This window comes from Bradyrhizobium sp. SZCCT0148 (assembly GCF_018129985.1).
Classification (GTDB): domain Bacteria; phylum Pseudomonadota; class Alphaproteobacteria; order Rhizobiales; family Xanthobacteraceae; genus Bradyrhizobium; species Bradyrhizobium japonicum_H.
This window is the reverse complement of the sequence record NZ_JAFCKT010000012.1, coordinates 58331-74958: the sequence shown is the minus strand read 5'-3', so window position 1 is coordinate 74958 and position 16628 is coordinate 58331. Positions and strand designations below refer to the sequence as shown.

General features: G+C 64.9%; 17 protein-coding genes. 8 read left to right on the top strand and 9 right to left on the bottom strand.

The genetic code is table 11. From position 1 onward, the window contains the following. The first annotated feature begins 182 nt into the window (after positions 1-182). Both JQ580_RS27085 and JQ580_RS27080 read left to right on the top strand, forming a co-directional pair. Positions 183-524, top strand: a complete 342-nt coding sequence (locus JQ580_RS27085; RefSeq protein WP_212283365.1) for a hypothetical protein — start codon at positions 183-185, stop codon at positions 522-524. Positions 525-786: 262 nt separating this feature from the next. Continuing rightward, complete coding sequence (locus JQ580_RS27080) at positions 787-1179, top strand: hypothetical protein (RefSeq protein WP_212283363.1); 393 nt, start codon at positions 787-789, stop codon at positions 1177-1179. Positions 1180-1248: 69 nt separating this feature from the next. Here the strand turns inward: JQ580_RS27080 and JQ580_RS27075 are convergent, their stop codons facing one another. The 4 genes from JQ580_RS27075 to JQ580_RS27060 form a co-directional block, all read right to left on the bottom strand. Continuing rightward, positions 1249-1875, bottom strand: a complete 627-nt coding sequence (locus tag JQ580_RS27075) for a peptidoglycan recognition protein family protein (protein ID WP_212283361.1) — start codon at positions 1873-1875, stop codon at positions 1249-1251. Between the two features lie 33 nt (positions 1876-1908). Next, on the bottom strand, positions 1909-3120 hold the full coding sequence (locus JQ580_RS27070; protein WP_212283359.1) for a GGDEF domain-containing protein: 1212 nt from the start codon (positions 3118-3120) through the stop codon (positions 1909-1911). Between the two features lie 803 nt (positions 3121-3923). Beyond that, positions 3924-4535, bottom strand: coding sequence for a LysE family translocator (locus JQ580_RS27065; RefSeq protein ID WP_212283357.1), 612 nt, complete (start codon positions 4533-4535; stop codon positions 3924-3926). 36 nt (positions 4536-4571) lie between these two features. Further along, positions 4572-4976: a response regulator gene (locus tag JQ580_RS27060; protein WP_212283355.1), complete on the bottom strand. Its 405-nt coding sequence runs from the start codon at positions 4974-4976 to the stop codon at positions 4572-4574. Positions 4977-5095: 119 nt separating this feature from the next. Here JQ580_RS27060 and JQ580_RS27055 point away from each other — a divergent pair, with 119 nt between their 5' ends. After that, positions 5096-5932, top strand: coding sequence for an SDR family NAD(P)-dependent oxidoreductase (locus tag JQ580_RS27055; RefSeq protein WP_212283353.1), 837 nt, complete (start codon positions 5096-5098; stop codon positions 5930-5932). Positions 5933-6082: 150 nt separating this feature from the next. On the opposite strand, the gene JQ580_RS27050 is transcribed toward JQ580_RS27055, so the two are convergent. Then, positions 6083-6889, bottom strand: a complete 807-nt coding sequence (locus JQ580_RS27050) for a lytic murein transglycosylase (RefSeq protein ID WP_212283351.1) — start codon at positions 6887-6889, stop codon at positions 6083-6085. A 158-nt stretch (positions 6890-7047) separates the two neighbouring features. Here JQ580_RS27050 and JQ580_RS27045 point away from each other — a divergent pair, with 158 nt between their 5' ends. The 3 genes from JQ580_RS27045 to JQ580_RS27035 all read left to right on the top strand — a co-directional run bounded on the left by JQ580_RS27045 (position 7048) and on the right by JQ580_RS27035 (position 8844). Next, the gene (locus tag JQ580_RS27045) at positions 7048-7578 is read left to right on the top strand and encodes a hypothetical protein (RefSeq protein ID WP_212283349.1); all 531 of its coding nucleotides are present in this window, start codon (positions 7048-7050) and stop codon (positions 7576-7578) included. A gap of 224 nt (positions 7579-7802) precedes the next feature. Then, complete coding sequence (locus tag JQ580_RS27040) at positions 7803-8141, top strand: hypothetical protein (RefSeq protein WP_212283347.1); 339 nt, start codon at positions 7803-7805, stop codon at positions 8139-8141. Between the two features lie 466 nt (positions 8142-8607). Then, a complete protein-coding gene (locus JQ580_RS27035; protein WP_212283345.1) occupies positions 8608-8844 on the top strand; it encodes a hypothetical protein in 237 nt (78 codons plus the stop codon). Positions 8845-8918: 74 nt separating this feature from the next. Here the strand turns inward: JQ580_RS27035 and rpoD are convergent, their stop codons facing one another. Both rpoD and dnaG read right to left on the bottom strand, forming a co-directional pair. Continuing rightward, positions 8919-11078 (bottom strand): RNA polymerase sigma factor RpoD, encoded by a 2160-nt coding sequence (gene rpoD / locus JQ580_RS27030; RefSeq protein WP_212283343.1) that lies wholly within the window; start codon positions 11076-11078, stop codon positions 8919-8921. A gap of 374 nt (positions 11079-11452) precedes the next feature. Continuing rightward, entirely contained in the window at positions 11453-13465 is a 2013-nt protein-coding gene (dnaG, locus tag JQ580_RS27025) for a DNA primase (protein ID WP_212283341.1), read from the bottom strand. 264 nt (positions 13466-13729) lie between these two features. Here dnaG and JQ580_RS27020 point away from each other — a divergent pair, with 264 nt between their 5' ends. Continuing rightward, positions 13730-14287 (top strand): chlorite dismutase family protein, encoded by a 558-nt coding sequence (locus JQ580_RS27020; protein ID WP_212283339.1) that lies wholly within the window; start codon positions 13730-13732, stop codon positions 14285-14287. 2 nt (positions 14288-14289) lie between these two features. Here the strand turns inward: JQ580_RS27020 and JQ580_RS27015 are convergent, their stop codons facing one another. Beyond that, positions 14290-14688 carry a gamma-glutamylcyclotransferase family protein gene (locus JQ580_RS27015; RefSeq protein ID WP_212283337.1) on the bottom strand — a complete coding sequence of 133 codons (399 nt, stop codon included), beginning with the start codon at positions 14686-14688 and terminating at the stop codon, positions 14290-14292. 75 nt (positions 14689-14763) lie between these two features. Here JQ580_RS27015 and JQ580_RS27010 point away from each other — a divergent pair, with 75 nt between their 5' ends. After that, complete coding sequence (locus JQ580_RS27010; protein ID WP_212283335.1) at positions 14764-15570, top strand: N-formylglutamate amidohydrolase; 807 nt, start codon at positions 14764-14766, stop codon at positions 15568-15570. Here the strand turns inward: JQ580_RS27010 and JQ580_RS27005 are convergent. Then, entirely contained in the window at positions 15567-16550 is a 984-nt protein-coding gene (locus tag JQ580_RS27005; RefSeq protein WP_212283333.1) for a DUF3592 domain-containing protein, read from the bottom strand. The two genes, JQ580_RS27010 and JQ580_RS27005, sit on opposite strands and share 4 nt — an antisense overlap. Positions 16551-16628: the final 78 nt, after the last annotated feature.

Genomic DNA, 16628 nt, shown 5'->3' with positions numbered 1-16628 from the left:
CGTTTCCGCGGAGAGACATTGGCGGATCGACAAGAGAGAAAAAGCCGGCGGCAACGCCGGCTTTTTTGTTGAATGTGATTTGCTGCATGTTCGCCAAGCGGCCTTCGCGACCTCTTGAACGCCTGTGACGGGTCGCCCGACACATGATGGTCGGGCTACATCCACAACAGCGGACACGCGCCGTGTCGATCATCCTGCAATCCACCGTCGGCGGCTTCTCCGCCCAGTTCATGCGCAAGCTGCGCTTGGTCGAGCAGGCGATGCGCGAGCATGGGCTGGAGCCGTCGGAGTTCGTGATTTCGAAGGATTATGCGGGCACGGCGACAATCCCGCTGATGGGCCCCTTTTTCTATAGCTACAGCGTGTTCTTCGGCGAGGAGCAATTCACCGTCATCGAACCGAACGACATGGTGTTTCTGGATTACTTCTTCAAACGCGTGCTCGCGGCCGACGAGCCGCCGGAATTGCCGCGACGGCCAGGTCTGATGCGGCGGTTCTTCGGCTGGATGGCGCAGCCGGTGTGAGATTGCGCTCGACGTGTCGCCGTTATCCTGCTTGTCCCGGCGCTGGGGCTGGTGTATGTGCTGCGCCCCGGCGCAATAGCGCGCCGCTTTGTTCACGCTCTTCAAGGGAGGCGGCATGAAGTTGAGATCGACACGTTCCGACCGCCGCCCTCTCGGGGTCGCCGGCAGCCGGCCATGAGCTGAACGCCGCTTCGCGGCTGTTCTTTCTATTCATTCAATCAAGTTGCGAGGGGCGTGACGCACGGCGTCGCGCCGTGTCGTCATGTATTTGCGGTTCGTTACACCGCTCATCCACCCGCACAGCCGCGTGGAGAGCGGCTTCTTCCGTGCGTCCTGGTATCTCGATCGAACCAACTGTCCCGACTGGATTCGGCACGAGCTATCGAACCAGTTCGACTGGTTCGGGCGACATCTGCCGATCCCTGGCCGTATCGCGCGGCACTTCAAGCGGCGCAATACGATCTGGGGCATTTGCTGGTTCGATCCTCAGGCCCGTGAGGCGGTCAGCCGCGCGCGCTATTGCGCCTGGCTGCTCGAGGAAGGCGGCCTGCCGGTGCGTGCGATCACGACGTCGAACCAGCGTGAAGTGATCTGGCGCGATGCGCATCAGATCGTCACGAAGCCTTCGGCTGACCTTCCCAAGGCGTTCGCCTGAACGGAGAATGCCTCGTTCACGCTGGCCGTTCGGCGCCGGCGGCTTCGGCCGCCGGTTGCCCGAACGCCGTCATTCACCCCACATCCGCGCCAGCGTTGCGAGCCAGCAGCCTTCGCAATAGCGGGCGTCTTTGTAGTCGATCCAGTTGTGGGCATAGACCTGATCGAGGGGAATGTCGTAGCGCGCGCGCAGCAGCTTCACGAGCACGCGCCACGCCGCGACCTGCGCGTCGGTCGGACCGGTCGTCACATCCGGGTAATTGCCGGCGAACTCGACACCGATCGAATTGTCGCGCACGACCCGCCGATAGGTCGTGCTGTTGTCGATGAACTTGTTGTCGTTGCGATTGGCGCCGTCGCCATGGGTCGGCACCAGATTTTCGGCGACCGCCCAATAGACCGTGCCGTCGGTCTCGACCCACACGGTGACGCCGCGCCGCGTCGGATTCTTCGACTGCTCCGCCGCCCCGCCGCGCGCCGAGCCCGCCGGCCCCTCGGTCTGATGCACGATGATGTGGCGCCAGGGTCTTGCGTTGCGGACGTCACCCCAGGGCGCCAGCCAGACCATCTTCAGGCCGAGAATGTCGGGCGTACCGGAGGCGCGTGCGAGCTTTGCGAACTCGGCATCCCCGGCAGCGGCAGGCGCGATCAGAAAGAAGGCGGCGAGAACGGCCGCGAGCAAGCGAGCAATCATCATGCGGGTCCAAAGGAGACCCAACCTAGCATGGTCTCAGGCGAAAATGCGCGCGGCCTCGCCCCGTCCGATCGGCTCAGGCGAGAGCGGCTGCGACGGATCGTAAATGGCAAAATCGTTCTTGCCGTTCTTCTTGGCGGCATAGAGGGCGTGGTCGGCATTGGCCATCAGGCGATCCGGGTAAGCGCCGATGCCGCGATCCCATTGCGCGACGCCGATCGAGATCGCGATCGGGATCTCGCTGCCGGTGCAGGTCTCGGCATCCTGGCGGCAGACCTCGAGCACGCGGCGGGCGATTGCGGCGGCCTCGCGCAGGGACGACGACGGCAGCACGACGCAGAACTCGTCGCCGCCGGTGCGGGCCAGCATATCGCCCGGCCGCAACCGCGTCTGCGCCATCAGGGTGAAGTGCTGCAGGCAGGCATCGCCGGCGGCGTGGCCGTGGGTGTCGTTGATGGTCTTGAAGCCGTCGAGATCGATCACCAGCAGCGAGAACGGCGCGCCGCTGCGCTCCGAACGGGCGCATTCCTCGGCGAGGCGCTGCAACAGATGCCGCCGGTTGGCGACGCCGGTGAGATCGTCGAGCAGCGCGAGGTCGGCGACCTCGGCCCGAAGCCGGTCCATCGCCATCAGCAGGAAGCCGAAATTGAGCGTCATCGTCAGGAACAGCAGCCCCAACACCATGACGGCATGGGTCTGGCCGCCGGCCTTTGCCGAGAGATCCTGGCCGAGCAGATTGCCGATGGTGCGGGCCACCAGGATCGCGATGATGGTGAGGATGACGATGCCGGACAGTCGCGCGCCCGGGCTGACGCGCCCTTCCTGCGGCGACAGCAGCAGACGCAGCGCCAGGACCAGCGGCAGGGCCTGACCGAGCGTGTAGCTGAGCATGCGCAGCTGCATGTGCTCGAAGCCGACCATGAAGACCACGACGCCGGCGAGGCTCAGGCCTCCCGTAATGGTCATCAGGCGCCATGAGACCGGGCGGCCATAGAAGCGCTGAATGCCCATGGCGGCGAGGCAGCTCGCGGCGATGACGCCGGCCGCGCCGAACATGAGCGGGAGGGGAGAGGAGACGAACAGTCGGACCAGCGCCGTCATCGCCCCGATCGCGCCGACAAAGGACGACGCCATCCAGAACCGCGCGGCGGCGAATTTCGGATAGGAGCGCGTCACGTAGGCCCAGATCACGCCGAGCGCCAGGAAGTTGACGACGAAGACGGTCCAGAGCGTCGGTATGTTCAGCATGGCGCGTGCGGTATGCGCAGCGTCACGCTCCCCGTCCCTGGTAGCCGACCGTCCATGACCCATCCCCGTTTTCTTGCGGGGAGGATGCGGTCGTTGCGCTTAATGGAGTCTCACCGCAACCTTCGAAAGTTCCGCCTTGGTTTTGGATTCATGAAGGGCGCGGGTTGTTGGGGGATCGTTAAGCCTATCGCCGGCGATGGTATCGCCGACGCCGTGATGCGGATTCGCGCTCCGAAATCACCCGAAAATGCATCTGAGCTGTGGATAACGCGATGACACGGATGTGACAGCGCGGGGCAGCGAGCTGCGAATCTGCTGAGCTTGTGGTCGAGGATGTTGCGAGGCTGGCCCTCCGCCGAGCATCCCTCGTGTCGCGTTTCACCATTAACCCTGAAGAGGATCCTATGGCTAAGAAAGCGAAGAAGGCTGTGAAGAAGAAGGCGAAGAAGGCCAAGAAGGCGGCGAAGAAGAAGTAACGAGCCTTCTTTTTCTTTGCCCGGGTGGAGCCTCGCTCCGCCCGGGCGTCGGGTCAGCGTTGCGAGTGTGTGAAGGTGGCGGGCGCGAGGCCCGCTTTTTTATTGGCTCGCTCGCAAGGGCCAATAGCGGCTGCACCTGAACGCACGCCTCGTCCTTCGAGACGACCGCCTCCGACGGTCTCCTCAGGATGAAGCTCAGCGGCACTGTGCCCGTTGAAGCAGCCGGTGCACACTCCGTCCTCATCCTGACGAGCCCGCCTAACAGCGGGCGTCTCGAAGGATGGCCGCAAGTGCAAATGCCTAGCCGCGAGCGACTTGCAGAAGAGCCTACCGCTCCGCAAAGGCCAGCTTGGCGCCGAGCGCGGCGAAACCGGCGGCGAAGCTGCGGCGCAGCCAGGCCATGACGCGCGGGCGGGAGATGACGTGCTCGCGCACCGAGGCGGCGCAGAGGCCGTAGACGACAAACACCGCAAGGGTCATCGCCATGAAGGCGCCGCTCAATTCCAGCATGCGCGCCAGCACATGGGCTTCGTCCGCGGCGATGAACTGCGGCAGGAAGGCGAGGAAGAAGATCGACAGTTTCGGATTGAGGATGTTGATGAGACAACCCGTGACGATGACGCGGCCGACCGAACGCTCGCTGATGTCGCCCTCGACCGCTAGCGCCCCCTGTTCGCGCAGCGCCTGCCAGGACATGTAGAGCAGATAAAGCACCCCGCCCCATTTCAGCGCGGCAAAGGCGAGCGCGCTGGTGTGGAGCACGGCGGCGAGCCCGAGCATCGCCGCCATCATGTGCGGGACGATCCCGAGCGTACAGCCGAAGGCCGCCGCGAGGCTGGCGCGCGAGCCGCGCGTCAGCGCCGCAGCCAGCGTGTAGAGCACGCCGGTACCGGGGGATGCGACGACGATGAGCGAGGTGAGCAGAAACGACCAGGACATGGCCGGACCATAGCAGGACGCCTCGCGGTGAGGAAGCTAGCTCGGGCGTGACGGGCCGCGAACGCTCACGTCCAGCTGCGCCAGCTCCGCTTCGCGCAGCACGTCGAGCGGGGCCCAGGGCTTGGCCCAGAACTTCGCGCCGTCGGGCAAGGGCTGCATCAGCGGACGGCCGGAGGTGACCACGACGTCGAGCCCGGGATTGCGGTGCTTGGCGACATGGGCGAGCTCGACGCCGGTCATGCGCCCCGCCAGCTGGACGTCGGTCATCATCAGGCACAGCGCGCCGGCGCTCTTGTCAAGCACGAGTTCGGCGGCCTCGGCGCTTTCGCACTGGATGACCTGGTAGCCGCTCTCTTCCAGAAGCAGGCTCAGCATCTCCCGCTGCATGGCATCGTCTTCAACGATCAGCGCAGTTGCGCGAAATGGCTGTGCCTGTCCCATGACCGTCTCCAATTTTTGCTTGAGTACATATGTTAAGGAGCCAATTCGCCTGCGGTTCGGTTCCATTCTGAAAAAATCTAAAGCATAGTTCCTCTCTCAGGGCTTGACCGGGGACGAACATGACTGCAATTCGCGGCGCTGCCGCCATTACGGGTGCTGCAAGCGGCATCGGCCGCGCACTGGCCTTCGAGCTTGCGCAGCGCGGCTGCGATCTCGCGCTGGCCGACCGCGACGAAGCGGGGTTGAAGACGCTGGCAGCGGAGATCGGTTCGACGCGCAAGGTCAGCATCCACCGCGTCGACGTCGGCGAGCCCGACGACATTGCCCAGTTCGCGAATGAGGCGACCTCCGCGCATCCCGCGCTCGGCATCGTCGTCAACAATGCCGGCGTGGCGCTGATGGGCTCGTTCGAGGAGATCGACCAGGCGCAGATGGACTGGCTGTTCGACATCAATTTCTGGGGCGTGGTGCACGGCACGCGCGCCTTCCTGCCGCATCTGAAGACGAGAAGCGAGGCGCACATCGTCAACCTCTCCTCGATCTTCGGCATCATCGCCCCGCCCGGCCAATCGGCCTACGCGGCGGCGAAATTCGCGGTGCGCGGCTTCTCCGAGAGCGTGCGACACGAGCTCGCAGTGGCGGGCAGTCCGGTCAGGCTGTCGGTCGTGCATCCCGGCGGCGTCGCCACCGCGATCGCGCGTAACTCGCGCACCGGGGTCGGCGTCACCGACAATTCCCGCCGCGCGCAATCGATCGAGCGGTTCGAGAACGCGGCAAGGACCACGCCGAAGGATGCCGCGCTGCGCATCATCAGGGGTATCGAGAAGAACGAGCCCCGCATCCTGATCGGCAACGACGCCCGCTTCATGGACCTGTTGCAACGCTTCCGCCCCGCAACCTATTGGGCGCCGCTGCAGCGGAAGCTGGAGAAGATGGCGAAGGGGACGGCGAAGTAGCCGTGGAGCGACGGCATCGCGTCTCACTTAGCTGTCATTCCCCGCGAAGGCGGGGAATTCAGTACGCCGCGCCTTCTCGATTCTGGCCGCACCGTCTCTGGAACACTGGATCGCCCGCCTTCGCGGGCGATGACGCCGGGTATCTGACCCTCACTGCCCCGCCAGCCGATCTGCGAAATAGCCGATGGTCTTGCGATACACCACCGCCCTGTTCCACTCGCGCATCGCTTCGAAATTGGCGGTGCCTTCGCCGTAGGGCTGGCCCATCTTGAAGCCGTTGGTGTGGAGCAGATTCGCGGTCGAGGCGAGCACGTCGGGGATGCTGTGGCGGAGATCGACATGGCCGTCGCCGTCGAAATCGACGCCGTATTTGATGTAGGACGACGGCAGGAACTGGGTCTGGCCGATCTCGCCCGCGAAGGCACCGATGAGGTCGCGCAGCGGCAGGTCGCCGCGCTGTACGATCTTCAGCGCAGCGAGCAGCTCGCCCTGGAACAGATCGGTGCGGCGGCAATCATGCGCGAGCGTCGCCAGCGTGCGGACCACCGGCATCTTGCCGATGTCGCCCTTGCCGAAATCGCTCTCCAGTCCCCAGATCGCGACCAGGATGTAACGGGGCACGCCGAACTGTTGCTCGATGCGCGAAAGCAGCGCGGCGTGGCGCTGCAATAGGGCGCGACCGCCATTGATGCGGCCGGGGCCGACGCGGGTCGAGACGTATTGCTCGAAGCTCTTGTTGAAGGTGTGACGCTGACGCCGGTCGAAGGCGAGCACCGCAGGATCGGGAGTGACGCCGCTGAGCGCCGTATTGGTCACGCTCGCCGAGACGCCGGCGGCCTGCGCCTCCTGCGCCATGCTGGCGACGAAAGCGTTGAAGTCGCCGCCGCAGCGCGCGGCCTGAGCCGACCCGCCGGCCAGACAAAGAACGGACGCGGCGGCGAGAAGCAGTCTCAGCATGTGGAGCAATCCTATGAGGGAAAATCGTCGCTGCGAAGCAGCGCGCGGATCATGCCCGGGAAAGCAGGGAGCGTCAAAGCACCAGACTTGATCCGCATCAAACTGTCTCAGTTCCTGCTTTCTAAACTGAGACGACAGGAGCCGCCCAGGAGCACCACATGACCGGAATTACCTTGAGCACCGAGCAGATCCGCAAGGCCCCCGCAGCCGTGCGGCAATGGATCGAGCAGGAGGTGATCAATTCGCTCGGCCTTGCGGCGCCCCGCGCGGCCGTGACCATCCCGCCCCAGGCCTCCCATCTCGTCGCCTGCAGCGTGGAGGACGTCGCCGGCGTGCTCGAGCACATCAGGGGCGTACTGCCGGCCGTCAACGTACTGTTCGAACTCGGCCGTCCCGGCATCAGCTTCGGCCAGCCCGCGGTGATGACCTTCCGCCTGATGGACATCCTGCATCACACCCGCCTGCACGATGTCGGCGAGGCCATCACCTGCCTGGAGATGATCAACCAGGCACTGATCGAGGTGAAGAAGGACCCATCGGTGCGGTTCTGCGGTTTCGACAACGAAGGCCACTGCCTGATCGTCCCGCAGACGCAAGCGAGCATCGCAACGCTCTGGCAGACCCTGATGGAGCGCCAACAAGCGGCGCAGGCGCGCGCGGCTGCCGAGCGCGCGGCGCCGGCGGCGTGAGGTTTCCCACCGCTCGTCATTCCGGGCGCGCGCAGCGCGAACGACGATGCTCAATTGCGCATCTGAAGATCCACCAAGCGACAGGGACGGTGGCACAATGGATTCTCAGGTGCGCAATTGCGCACCATCGCTCGCGCTGCGCGCGCCCGAATAACGAATGAGAGGGTCTGCGCCTTATGATATCGTTGCCTTCGTCGCACTATCAGTCACCGTATTGAGCACCGATGCACCAGCAGCAGCCTCAACTTCGCCCTACCCTCCTCCGCATCCCGCTGTTCCGCCTGCTCGCCATCAACCTCGCGATCGGCGCCTGCGCCGCGGCGCTTCTGGTCGGCGGCCTGCTCTGGCTGAACCCCGGGCGCCTGCGCGAGCTGATCTTCGCCGACAGCTCGCCCGGCATTGCGCTCGCGCTGCTGCTTGCTTCCTTCCTGATCACGTTCGGCTCGGCCGCGATGGGCAGCGCGATCATGGCGCAGGGACGCAACGAGGACGCCGGCAGGAGCGGCGGACACGGGTCGCGGCTCGCCGTGCAGGAGGTGGCGCGACACACGTGGCCAAAATGATGCGCGCGCCGAGAAGCGTGAGGCCCGCTTACATATGCTAGCTCACATCATCTTCTCGTAGGCGGGAAGATGTGCAGGCTGGTGCGTCTTTCGACACGGCGCGCCACGCACGTTGCATTGCGTGGGCCGGCAGGATGAACAAATTCGTTTGACGGCCGAAGCAATTGCTTCAATGTGAATCGAAGCCGCGTGCAGCAGCCGACGCATATCTGATCCGCCCGCTGCGACATCGACGCCGCCATGATTTACTTGCCATCGCAGGGCGCCTTCTATAGCCTTCTATTTTAGGTTGTCGCCCCGCCAGCCCCGGGCGACGCTGAAGACCAAAAATAAACGGCGGGCTTCGGCCCGCCGTTTATTGAAGCGAGGGTCTTCCATGCAGCGGATCGGCGGCCCCGGCTCCGCGCCGACCCCGGCGACGCGCAAAGTCATTTGACTGCGGCCCTCCAATCGACGACAAGCCGCCATGGCCAAAAAACCCGGAACCAACCCCAAAGGCGAATTCGCCTTCTTCAACGTCTTCTATAAGGACGATTCCCAACGCTCCAACCGCCGCGTTCCCTCGGAACTGCTCGGCGGCCTCGACGGCGACGAACCCGCCCGCGCGTTCATCATGGAGCAGGACCGCGAGATCGCCGAAAAGAGCGGCAAGCCCGCGCTCGAGATCAAGCGGCTCGAGCGCGTCGGGGTGAAGAAGAAGTAGGCCTTCAGCTTCATTCACGGCAAACAAAAACGGCGGGCCTGGGCCCGCCGTTTTCGTTTTGAAGGATGCTCGGATCAATTATCCAGGAAGCTCCGCAGCTTCCTTGACCGCGACGGATGCTTCAGCTTCCGCAGCGCCTTCGCTTCGATCTGACGAATACGCTCTCTCGTCACGCTGAACTGCTGGCCAACTTCTTCCAGCGTGTGGTCGGTGTTCATGCCGATGCCGAAGCGCATGCGGAGCACGCGTTCTTCGCGCGGCGTCAGAGACGCCAGCACGCGCGTGGTGGTTTCGCGCAGGTTCGACTGGATCGCGGCGTCGATCGGCAGGATCGCGTTCTTGTCCTCGATGAAATCGCCGAGATGTGAATCCTCTTCGTCGCCGACCGGCGTCTCCAGCGACAGCGGCTCCTTGGCGATCTTGAGGACCTTGCGGACCTTCTCGAGCGGCATGCCGAGCTTTTCGGCGAGTTCTTCCGGAGTCGGCTCGCGGCCGATCTCGTTGAGCATCTGGCGGCTCGTGCGCACGATCTTGTTGATCGTCTCGATCATGTGCACGGGGATGCGGATGGTGCGGGCCTGGTCGGCGATCGAGCGCGTGATCGCCTGCCGGATCCACCATGTCGCGTAGGTCGAGAACTTGTAGCCGCGGCGGTACTCGAACTTGTCGACCGCTTTCATCAGGCCGATGTTGCCTTCCTGGATCAGGTCGAGGAACTGCAGGCCGCGGTTGGTGTACTTCTTGGCGATCGAGATCACGAGACGGAGGTTGGCTTCCACCATCTCCTTCTTGGCCTGGCGTGCTTCGCGCTCGCCCTTCTGCACGGAGTGCACGATCTTGCGGAACTCGATGATCTCCAAGCCGGTCAGCGCAGCGAGCTGATGCACCTCGTGGCGAAGGTCCTTGATCCGGTCCTTCTCGTGATGGACGAAATTCTTCCAGCCCTTGGCCGAAAGCTTCGAGACACGGTTGAGCCAGCGCGGATCGAGCTCCGAGCCGGTGTAGTTGCGCAGGAAGTCCTCGCGCGCGACGCCGTGGCTGTCGGCGAGACGCATCAGCCGGCCCTCGTACGAGACGAGGCGCTTGTTGATGTCGTAGAGCTGCTCGACCAGTGAATCGATACGCGCCTGGTTCAGGCGCAGCGATTTCACCTCGACGATGATCTCGTCCTTGAGCTTGCGGTACTTGCGCTCCTGGTGCGGCGACAGCGAGGGCCCGTGCGAGGTGCTCTCGAGCTGGTTCTGGATGTCCTGCTCCTGCAGCTTGCGGAGCTTCTTGTAGCTGTCGGCGATCTTGTCGAAGATCTCGACCACTTTCGGCTTGAGCTCGGCCTCGATCGCCGCAAGCGACATCTGGTTCTCGAACTCGTCGTCCTCGTCCATGTCGGCTTCGGCGGCGGACTCGGCCGGATCCTTGGCCTCGCCACCCGGGCTGCCGCCCGGAGCGGATTGCCCGGCGCGGAACGGGGTCGGCGCCGGCGGCGCGGCGGGCGGGGCGACATGCGCGGGTGCGCCAGTCGCGGCGGCCTGGCCGCCCTCGGCGGACGCTTCACCGTTCTCGCCGGTGGGACCCGCGATCATCGCATTGTTCATGCCGGCCTTGGCGTCGGGGCCGGCATAGGTCGCTTCGAGATCGATGATGTCGCGGAGGAAGATCTTTCCTTCGTTCAATTCGTCGCGCCAAATGATGATGGCCTGGAAGCTCAGCGGGCTTTCGCACAGACCTGCGATCATCGCCTCGCGGCCGGCTTCGATACGCTTCGCGATCGCGATTTCGCCTTCGCGGGAGAGCAGCTCGACCGTGCCCATCTCGCGCAGATACATGCGCACGGGATCGTCGGTGCGCTCGCCCGGCTCGCTCTTCTTGACTTCGGTGACGGCCTTCTGCGTGACCTCGACGAGCTCGTTGTCGGTCTCGTCCTCGCCGCCCTCGTCCTTGTCCTCTTCGCCTTCGCTATCGTCGGCTTCGGTGACGTTGATGCCCATATCCGAGAGCATCGACATGATGTCCTCGATCTGCTCGGGCGAGGTCTGGTCGGACGGCAGGACTTCGTTGAGCTGATCGAAGGTCACGAAGCCGCGCTTCTTGGCCTGCTTGATCATCTTCTTCACTGCCGCGTCGGACAGATCGAGCAAGGGAGACGGCGCGTCCTGGGAGTCCTTCTCCGGCGCGTCCGCTGCCTTGTCGTCTTTTTCCTTGTCCTTCGCCTGCAGCGTCTTTGCCTTGGTGGCCATCCATTGCTCCTAAACGCGCTTCATGCAGACGGTTGCCACGCCCGCGTGAAATCACTTGAACCTGTTGCTCGACGCTCTCGCTTCGCCAGATCTCGACACGGAAAGGGCGGCGCGCATATCTCTCGCCACCCCGACCCTTCTCTCGCCGGATTTGCCTAACGCTTCGTGAGCCTCTTTGTCGCAGCGGATGCAGGTGAAGTGCCAACAGCGATTGCGCGGATTCATTCCTGACGCGTCTGTTCTGCCTGCGGCCGCCTGGGGGCCAAAGTGCTACAAGACCGTTAAGCCTCGATTAACCCTGTTTTTGCCGCCAAACCTTGGATTTGGCGAGTCTTTTAGCGGTTCCAGCCTCGGCCGTCCGCATGATTCTTTCCTCACACGCTCTTCTGGAACCGGCCCGACAGCTCGCCAAAACCCTCGATCAGGGCCTCGGTGCCGTCGACCTCGGCCAACCGAGCCTTCACATCACGCAGCCACGCCATATTGGCCTCGCTGGGATCGTCCCCCAAGGCCAGTTCGGCGTCCTTCAGCTCTCTAAGTAGTGAATGGTACTGCCGATGCAAGGCAACCAGCTGGTGCCAGGTGGCGAGAACGTCGTCGGGAGCCGCGCCCTCGCGGGCGCCCCACACGGCCTGCGTCGTGATCCCATTCTCAACCCTTTGGAGAACTTGAGAAAATCCGCCCTTGGCGAGGTCGCTGCGCATCTTTTCGGCGAGCTCGCCGGGGTCCGGGGAGTGGTGATGATCGTTGGCAAAGGCGGCGATGATGCCGGCCCGGAGTTTGTGGGCCTCGGGATGGGCTAGCTCCAGGGCGGCGACCTCCTCGAGGTGGTCGTGCAGCAGCCAGGGGTGATTCATCAGAATTTGCAGGATCAGAGCCTCCCGACGGGAGATGGCGCTGCGCTGGCCGCGCATGATCGGGCTCGCCGCCAGCTGAGGACTCGCCGCCTGATAGGGGCCTGACGGTAGCGGGGTGGGCCCCGGCGGGCCACGGCGCGCTCCACCAAATCCCTGGCCACCGAATCGATTCGCGCCGCCCGCAGCCCGGAGCTGGAATTGGCGGCCGCCGAGACCCTGGCGGAAATTGCCCCGGCCGCCGAAGCCGCCACGCCCGCCCTCGGGGGCAAAGGCGCGCTGCAGCCGCTCGACGAAATCGTCGCGGTAGTAGCGCCGCACCACCTCGTCGCGGATCCCGTTCGCGAGCTCCTTGATGCGTGCCTCCAGCGCGGCGCGGCGCTCGGGGGTGGCGAAATTGCCGCCTTCGAGCTCGCGCGACCAGAGCATCTCGGCAAGCGGCTTCGCCGCTGCGATGACGTCCTCGATGGCGCCGCGGCCGCCCGAGCGCACGAGATCGTCGGGATCCTGCCCCTCCGGCAGCAGCGCGAAACGAAGGCTCTTGCCGGGTGCGAGGAAAGGCAAGGCAAGGTCGGCGGCACGATAAGCCGCCTTTTGGCCGGCGCGGTCGCCGTCGAAGCAGAGGATCGGCTCGTCCGCCATCTTCCAGAGCAGCGCGAGCTGGTTTTCGGTCAGCGCGGTGCCGAGCGGCGCGACGGCGCCGGCAAAACCTGCAGTGACCATGGCGATGACGTCGACATAGCCCTCGACCACGATCAGCGCGCTGCCGTCATGGGTGGCTTTGCGCGCGGTCTGGTGGTTGTAGAGATTGTCGCCCTTGTGGAAGAGCGGCGTTTCCGGCGAGTTCAGATACTTGGCCGGGACGTCCTTCTCCAGCGCGCGCCCGCCGAAAGCAATGACGCGGCCGCGCAGATCGGTGATCGGAAACATCACGCGATCGCGGAAGCGGTCGTAGGGTACGGGAATGTCCTCGCCCGCCACCAGCAGGCCGGTCTCGACCATGTCCTCGACGGACACGCCGAGCTTGCCGAGATGCTCCTTCAGCGCGAAGCGATCGGGCGAGGCATAGCCGAGGCGGAACTGCAATTGCGTCGCCGGCGAAATGGCGCGGTCGGCGAGATAGCCGCGCGCCTTGGCGCCGACGCGCGAGGCCAGCGTTTCCGCGAAATAGGTCGCGGCCAGATCCATGACGTCATGCAGCGTGCGGCGGCGCTGCTCCTGCCGCGCCGCATCCGGCGTCACCGCCGGCAGCGCCAGGCCCGCCATGCTGGCAAGCCGCTCGACCGCCTCGCCGAACGGCAGGCCGTCGGTCTCCATCAGGAAGCTGATAATGTCGCCGTGCTTTCCGGAGGAGAAGTCATGGTAAAAGCCCTTCTGGTCGTTGACGTAGAAGGACGGCGTCTTCTCCTGCTGGAAAGGCGACAGCCCTTTCCACTCCCGCCCCGCCTTCTTCAGCTTGACGCGCTTGCCCACGACTTCGGAGACCGAAAGCCGGGCCCGAAGCTCGTCGAGGAATTGGGGCGTGAAGCGCATGGGGTGAGTTGAGCCGAGCGTTTGAGTCGGGCGAACGATCAGGGATATAGGTGCGGCCAGGCTAAAGGTTAGGTTTGTCGGGCTTATACGCGCTGTTCACAGCCCCCTCCGTCATTCCGCGGCGAGCTATGATGTGCGATCTCACGTCTGAGAACCATTTGTCCCGGTTTTCCGTCCGGGAGATGGATTCCGGGCCCGCCCCTTCAAGGCACCGCGAAGGACGAGCCCCTTGAACCCGCCCCGGTTCCACGCTTCCATAGCCCCATGTTCAGGACCTTTCGGGGCGGCCATAGCGGGGGCTGGCGGGTGATTTCGGTTGCACCCGTGACGGGCGAGCCCCTGCCCTTCATGCCGGCGCTGTCGGTGACTGACAGCGAGGCCGTCTCGTTGCCGCTGGTGCCCTCGCGCAACGCCTGGCGGCTGGTCGGCGCCCCCAGCAGCTTGCGCTACACCGAGCGGGCCGAGAAGCAGCAGCTGACCGCCGTGCAGGCCGGGCTCGGCCGGCTGGAAGCCACCAGCGCGGCATTGATCCCGATCCGCAAATCGCAAGCGTGGTGGGACCTGACCCAGGAAGAGCGCCGCAGGATCTTCGAGGACAAGTCGCACCACATCGCCGGCAGTCTTCGTTTCCTGCCCGCGATCGCACGCCAGCTCTATCACAGCCGCGACCTCGGCGAGCCCTTCGATTTCCTGACCTGGTTCGAATTCGCCCCCGCGCACGCCTCGCTGTTCGAGGAGCTGGTGGGGATGCTGAGGCGGACCGAGGAATGGAGCTACGTCGAGCGCGAGGTCGACGTGCGCGTGGTGAAGGAAGTGCTGTAGGCTTAGTGATCGAGAAACCGCCCGGACTCGATGATCGGGAAACCGGTGACGGGCCAGTTGTAGACGTAGGTCCAGGCCTTCTCGGCGGCGCCATCGGGCAGCGTCACGTCGACCAGCTCTCGCAGATATTCGGTCGGCTCCGGAAAGCCCTCGCCGCAGGCCTCGTACATGTCGAGTTCGCCCAGCAGCTCGTCAGGCACGCGCATCCGGAACAGCTCGCCGTGGACGATGTCGGAGGCTGCCCCCGACGGCAGCAGGCCCGGATAATGCTTCACCAGGACCAGCCGGCCGCGGCAGGTCGCTGCGCCCAGGAAATCCGCATGTCCCGCAAGCAGCCGGGCCATCGGGTGGTCGAAGCCGCGCATCAGGGTGCCGTAGACGAAGAGGCGATCGGAAGTCATGCTGTTCTAACGTTGCGACGTCGTTGCAATGGCGTTACTCCGTTTAGACACGTAATCGTTTCATAGGCAATCAGGATGGACCTGCAAACGGCCGAGGCGGCCGATCGACTGCTCGGCGAGGGCGACACTCCGCCCGTGCACGAGGTGAATGCGGCGGGGCCTTCGCCCTTCCTGCTCACTGCGGATCACTACGGACGGATGCTGCCGCACGCGCTGGGCGATCTCGGCATCGCGGAGAGCGAACTTGTCAGGCACATCGGCTGGGACATCGGCATTGCCGGCGTCGCCGAGCGACTCGCAAAGCTGCTCGATGCGCATCTGATCGCACAGCGCTATTCGCGGCTGGTGATCGACTGCAATCGCCCGCCCACCGCAGCAAGCTCGATTCCCGTGATGTCCGAGGCTACCGCGATCCCGCGCAACGAAGGGATTTCGGACGGCGAGCGCGCGGCACGGCGGCGCGAGATTTTCGAGCCCTATCACAATCGCATCGAGGCCGCGATCGACCGCCGCATGCATGACGACCGGCCGACGGTGCTGGTCTCGCTACACAGTTTCACGCCAGTCTATGCCGGCGTCGCGCGACCCTGGCACATCGGCGCGCTCTACAACCGCGACACCGTGCTGCCGCAGCTGCTGCTCAAGCATCTGCGCGCAGAGGGCGACCTCGTCGTCGGCGACAACGAGCCCTATGCGGTGAACGACCTCACCGACTACACCATCCCCGTGCACGGCGAAGGGCGCGGCCTCGTGAGCACCGGCATCGAGATCCGGCAGGATCTGATCACGGACCAGTCCGGCCAACAGCAATGGGCCAAGCGGCTGGCGCGGATCTTCGCCGAGATCGAGGTGGAGCTGCGGGCGGAGCGGCTGGTCATCTAGCCGCCGCGTGTGGCGACGAACAACGCCAGCGCCGCGAAAATCGCGGCGATGCCCCACAGCACGAAAGCCATGCGGCCGTCGCCGCGGGCGTCGAGCGTGGCTTCCGCCGGATTTGCGGGATTGACGCGGACCTCGACGGTCGCGCCGTCCTGGTAGCGCGCCATGAGCCTTCGCAGCATCTCGTCGGAGGCATCAGGCGTTCCCGCCGCGACGCGCGCGCATTCATTGGTGTAGCTGACGTTCTGATACTGATAGGTGTAGGTCACCCGCCTGCCGAACATCTCGGTGCCGCGCCGCTCGCCCGGTTCGCTTGCCCGGCGATAGTCTTCGATCCCCGACAGCTTGATGGTGCCAGGCACCACCGGCCAGCGTGTCGCCATCGACGCCTGTCTGTGCACCGCATACCCCATCAGCGCGATGACCAGGCCGAAGGCGGCAAAGGCGACCACGAGGCCTGCAAGATCGGGCCGTCCGACGTGGTTCGAGAGATAGGCATAAGTCTGGTTGAAGCCGAAGGCCGATCCGAACACGACGCCAAGCACGATCACCGTGCCGATGCCGAGGCAGCCCCACAAGCCTTTGGGCAGGTCGCGCTCCAGCACGGCCTGATCGGGATGGCGCGGATTGTAATAGACGGTCACGACGCTGCCGGCCGGATATCTTGCGAGCCGCTCGGCGACCTGGAAATTACCGAGGTCCTCACCGATCGAGATGCGGTTGCAGCGCAGCTTCCGCCCGCCGACCGAATATTCGTAAGTCACGTTCGCGAAATTGCGGCGCTCGAGGCGGGAGCCCCCCTCGCGATCGTCGTCGAAAACCTTGACGTCGCGCAACTCGGCGACCGAGGTCACGACCTTGCCCGGCGCCTGCGGCCAGTTGCGCGCCTCGCGCACCTGCCAGGTCTTGACGATGGCAGCAACCAGGATGAGCCCGAGCGGCGCAAGCAACATCGCATAGACGAACCCGGGGAGATCCGGCACGGCAACTTCCTTCGTCGGCGGCAATGCCCGATTGGACGCATTGCGGCCGCGAAGGGTTCAAGCCGGGACCGGCCTTGC